This window comes from Brevundimonas sp., from assembly GCF_023259385.1.
In the GTDB taxonomy this organism is placed as follows: Bacteria; Pseudomonadota; Alphaproteobacteria; order Caulobacterales; family Caulobacteraceae; genus Brevundimonas.
In genome coordinates this window covers 1-5020 of the sequence record NZ_JAHFPF010000253.1, presented here as the reverse complement: position 1 = coordinate 5020, position 5020 = coordinate 1, and the positions used below count along the sequence as shown (strand labels likewise).

The 5020-nt window shown below is 69.1% G+C and carries 5 protein-coding genes; all 5 read right to left on the bottom strand.

What is annotated here, in order from left to right:
• The coding region (locus tag Q0C81_RS15900) for a potassium-transporting ATPase subunit C (protein WP_291840123.1) at positions 1-242 on the bottom strand (242 nt) is incomplete at its 3' end.
• A gap of 11 nt (positions 243-253) precedes the next feature.
• Positions 254-988 carry a TorF family putative porin gene (locus Q0C81_RS15895; protein WP_291840120.1) on the bottom strand — a complete coding sequence of 245 codons (735 nt, stop codon included), beginning with the start codon at positions 986-988 and terminating at the stop codon, positions 254-256.
• Between the two features lie 19 nt (positions 989-1007).
• On the bottom strand, positions 1008-3077 hold the full coding sequence (gene kdpB / locus Q0C81_RS15890; protein WP_291840117.1) for a potassium-transporting ATPase subunit KdpB: 2070 nt from the start codon (positions 3075-3077) through the stop codon (positions 1008-1010).
• A gap of 13 nt (positions 3078-3090) precedes the next feature.
• On the bottom strand, positions 3091-4794 hold the full coding sequence (kdpA, locus tag Q0C81_RS15885) for a potassium-transporting ATPase subunit KdpA (RefSeq protein WP_291840115.1): 1704 nt from the start codon (positions 4792-4794) through the stop codon (positions 3091-3093).
• A gap of 12 nt (positions 4795-4806) precedes the next feature.
• Complete coding sequence (locus Q0C81_RS15880; protein WP_291840125.1) at positions 4807-4893, bottom strand: potassium-transporting ATPase subunit F; 87 nt, start codon at positions 4891-4893, stop codon at positions 4807-4809.
• Positions 4894-5020: the final 127 nt, after the last annotated feature.

Below are 5020 nucleotides of genomic sequence, written 5' to 3'. Positions count from 1 at the left end.
GAGGCGTCATAGCCGTCGCCCGCCGCCGAGGGACGCGGGTGCAGGTAGCGGCCTTCCGCGAACGGCTGGCCGATCAGGGCCGAGCCGCGCACCGTGCCGTCCCGGTCGCGGATCAGGCTGCCGTTCGCCTGATCCGGGAAGGCCAGCTGGCCGACGCCGGTGACCGCCAGTGGATAGGCGCCACCGAGCAGCAGGGTGAAGAGGCCCGTCATGACCAGGGCCGGACGCAGTTGGGAGATCATGTCATCGCCCCTTAGAAGGCCGCCTTCAGCGAGGCCACGGCGCGCGCGCCATAGCTGTCGCCGAAGTCGTGCTGGTCGGTGTCGTGGTAGCGGACGTCGACGCTCAGGTGATCGGTCAGGGCATAGGCCGCGCCGAGGTTCCAGGTGGCGTAGTCGAGGTCCGACGACACCCACTGACGGCCCACCGCGCCCGAGACCGTCCAGCGGTCTGCGGGGGCGAAGGCGGCGTTGGCCTCCAGGTAGGTCGCCTCGTCCTCGGACGCGCCGAAGAAGTCCGGCGACCAGTAGACGGCGCCGCCGACGGTGACCGGTCCGACCGCGCGCGAGGCGGCGGCCTTCAGCTCGACGTAGTCATAGTCGGCCCCGTCCGGCTGGCCGGTATAGAGGTAGGCCACGCCGCCGAGGTCCAGGTTCCAGCCGGAGACCTCGGGCCGCCAGCCGCCGTACAGGTCGACTTCGGCGTCGGTGTCGTCGCCGAAGTCGACGTTGGAGGCCCAGGCCCCGGCGTAGAAGGCGCCGCTGGTCAGGTCGACGCCCGCCGAGATCGCCGGGTTCTCCTGCGTCTGGCTGACGCCCCGGAAGACGTAGTCGGAGGTCACGGCGGCGTTCCAGGAGATCTTGGGGCCGGTCGCGTCCTGGGCCCGGGCCTGTCCGGCCACGCCGACGATGACGAGGGCGGCGATGCAGGCGCCGGCGAACAGGGCGTCGTTGCGGCCGGAGGCTTTCAGTTGGGTTTTGCGGTTCATGGGTTCAGTCCTTGCAGGATCAGGCCAGGCCGAGGCCGGTGATCACGAGATCGATGAGTTTGATGCCGACGAAGGGCGCGACGAGACCGCCGAGGCCGTAGATCAGCAGGTTGCGGCCCAGCAGCTTTCCGGCGCCGACGGCCCGATACTTCACCCCGCGAAGGGCGAGCGGGATCAGGGCCACGATGACCAGGGCGTTGAAGATCACCGCCGACAGGATCGCGCTTTCAGGCGAGCCCAGCCGCATGACGTTCAGCGCGCCGAGGGCGGGCAGGGCGACCACGAACATCGCCGGGATGATGGCGAAATACTTGGCCACGTCGTTGGCGATGGAGAAGGTCGTCAGGGCGCCGCGCGTGATGAGCAGCTGTTTGCCGACCTCGACGATTTCGATGACCTTGGTCGGATCCGAGTCGAGATCGACCATGTTGCCGGCTTCGCGGGCGGCTTGCGCTCCGGTCTGCATGGCGACGCCGACATCGGCCTGGGCGAGGGCCGGGGCGTCGTTGGCGCCGTCGCCGCACATGGCCACCAGCCGTCCCTTGGCCTGTTCGGCCTTGATGAGGCGCATCTTGTCCTCAGGGGTGGCCTCGGCGAGGTAGTCGTCGACCCCGGCTTCCGAGGCGATGGCCGCCGCGGTCACCGGGTTGTCGCCGGTGATCATCACGGTGCGCAGGCCCATCAGGCGCAGCTCGGCGAAGCGCTCCTTCACCCCCGGCTTGACCACGTCCTTCAGGTGGATGACGCCGACCAGGGCGCCGTTCTCGGTCACGGCCAAGGGGGTGCCGCCCGAGCGGGCGATACGGTCCACGGCCGAGCGGAACTCGGCCGGGGCGGCGGCCTCGTCCAGCGCCAGCGATTTCAGCACGGCGTCGACCGCGCCCTTGCGCCAGCTGTCCTTGCCCGCATCCAGACCTGACTGGCGGGTCACGGCGGTGAAGGGGATGGCCTTGGAGCCTTCCGGCTGTTCGACCACGATGCCGGCGTTGCGGCCCAGTTCGACGATGGAGCGGCCTTCCGGCGTCTCGTCCGCCAGGGAGGCGGTGACGGCGGCGCGCAGGGCGGCCTCGGGACGCACGCCCGGGACCGGGATGACCTCGGTGGCCATGCGGTTGCCGAAGGTGATGGTGCCGGTCTTGTCGAGCAGCAGGGTGTCGACGTCGCCTGCGGCCTCGACCGCCCGGCCCGAGGTGGCCAGCACATTGACCTTCAGCAGCCGGTCCATGCCGGCGATGCCGACGGCGGACAGCAGGCCCCCGATGGTTGTGGGGATCAGGGTGATGAACAGGGCGCCCAGCACCAGGGGATCCAGCTTCACGCCCGAATAGGCGCCCAGTCCCAGCAGGGTCACGACCGCGATCAGGAAGACCAAGGTCAATCCGGCCAGCAGCACCGACAGGGCCAGCTCGTTGGGCGTCTTGCGGCGGTTGGCGCCCTCGACCATCGCGATCATGCGGTCGAGGAAGGTCGAGCCGGGAGCCGAGGTGATACGCACCTTGATCCAGTCCGACACCACGGTGGTGCCGCCGGTGACGGCGGACCGGTCGCCGCCGCTTTCGCGGATCACCGGCGCGCTCTCGCCGGTGATGGCGGCTTCGTTGACCGAGGCGACGCCCTCGATGATCTCGCCGTCCGAGGCGATCACATCTCCGGCCTCGACCAGGATGATCGAGCCGACCGCGAGCTCATGCGCCGGGGTCGGGACGATCGTGCCGGTCTTCGGGTCGACGATCAGCTTGGCCTTGGTCGTCACCCGGGTGGCGCGAAGGCTGTCGGCCGCCGCCTTGCCACGGCCCTCGGCGACGCTCTCGGCCATGTTGGCGAACAGAACCGTGGCCCAGAGCCACAGCGCCAGCTGGATGACGAAGCCGGCCGACTGGCCGCCGGCCACCGCCGCGACCGCCGAGACGGTCGCCAGCAGGGCCACGATCCAGGTGGTGAAGATCACCGGATTGCGCAGCAGTTTGCGCGGGTCCAGCTTGACGAAGGCGTCGCCGAGCGCGCGGCCCAGCATGGCGCCGTTGAGGCCGCCCGCCAGAGGCGCCGGGCGGGTCTTGCCGCCCGGCATTTCAGGATTTGCGAAGGTCATTGGGGATGTCCGTTCAGAACGCCCCGCCGAGCATCTGGAAATGCTCGACGATGGGTCCCAGGGCGAGGGCCGGGAAGAACTGCAACCCGCCGAGGATGAGGATGACGCCGATCAGCAGGCCGATGAACAGGCCGCCGTGGGCAGGGAGCGTGCCCGGGCTGGGCGCCAGCTTGGGCTTGGCTACCAGCGAGCCGGCGATGGCCAGCACCACGACGGCGGGCACGAAGCGACCGGCCAGCATGGCGATGCCCAGCGTCGTGTTCCACCACGGTGCGTTGGCCGTGAGCCCGGCGAAGGCCGAGCCGTTGTTCGCCGCCGCCGAGGTGTAGGCGTAAAGCATCTCCGACAGGCCGTGCGGCCCGTGGTTCAGCAGCCCCGCCAAGGCGGTCGGGAAGACCGCCGCGATGGCCGTGAAGCCGAGGATGGCCAGGGGCAGGACCAGCACCGCGATCATGGCGTACTGGATCTCTCGCGCTTCGATCTTCTTGCCCAGATACTCGGGCGTGCGACCAACCATAAGGCCCGCCACAAAGACCGACAGCATGGCCATGACGACCATGATGGCGATGCCCGAGCCGATGCCGCCAGGCAGAATTTCGCCCAGTTGCATCAGGAACATGGTCAGCCCGCCGGCCAGCGGCATCAGACTGCCGTGCATGCCGTTGACCGAGCCGTTGGAGGCGCCGGTGGTTTGACCGGCCCAGGCGGCGGTGGACGCCACGCCGAAGCGGGTCTCCTTGCCTTCCATGTTCACCGGTTGCTCGATCTCGGCGGCGACGAGCGCCGGCGCGGGCTGGCTTTCAGCGATGTAGATGCCCGAGGTGCAGGCCCCCAGAAGAACCAGGGCGGCGATGGCGAGCGCTCTCACCTCACGCTTGGCCAGCACGCTGCGGCCGAAGGCGAAGAAGGCGGCCCAGCCCATGACGTTGATCGCCACGGCGGTGATCAGATTGGTAAGGGGCGAGGGGTTCTCGAGCGGGTGGGCCGCGTTGGCGTTGAAGACGCCGCCGCCGTTGATGCCTAGCTGCTTGATGGCGACCTGGCTGGCGGTCTGGAACAGGCTGATGGTCTGCTGTCCGCCTTCCAGGGTGGTCGCCGTGGCGTGCGCCGACAGGGTCTGCGGCAGGCCGAGGCCGACCAGAACGACGGCGAGAATGAAGGCCAGCGGCAGCAGGACGTACAGCGTCGTCCGCGTCAGGTCGGCCCAGAAATTGCCGACGCCTTCGCCGCGGTTGGCGACGAATGCCCGCGCCAGGGCGGCCGCGATGGTCGCGCCGGTGGCGGCGGAGACGAAGTTCTGCACCGTCAGCCCGGACATCTGGGTGAAGGTCGACATGGTCGACTCGCCCCCATAGGACTGCCAGTTGGTGTTGGTCACGAAGCTGACGGCGGTGTTGAACGCCAGATGCGGGCTGACGCCCTCGAACCCCTGCGGGTTCAGCGGCAGCACGCCCTGCAGGCGCAGGATGGCGTAGAGCAGCAGGAAGCCGACGGCGTTGAACGCCAGCAGGGCGCCGGCGTAGCCGAGCCAGCCTTGGCTGCGGGTCGGATCGACGCCCGACGCCTTGTAGAAGACGGCCTCGACCGGCTTCAGCACCGGATCCAGCCAGGTCCGCTCGCCGTTCCAGACGCGCGACATGTAAATCCCGATCGGCCAGCCCAGAAGGGCGGCGAGACCGAGGGTGAGGGCGATTTCCGCCCAACCTTGAACAGTCATGACGGCGGCTCCCTAGAACCGCTCGGGGCGCACGAGCGCCGCGATCATGTAGGCGGCGACCACGACGGCCCCGGCCCCCCAGAGGATGGAAACGATCATCGTCACATCCTCTTCATTGCAGCGGCGAGACCGGCGAAGGCGACAAACGCCCCGCCGCCCAACGCCAGAAAGATCAGATCGGCCATGCCGACAGCCTCCGACTAAAGAAGGCCGGACAAGGCTCCCG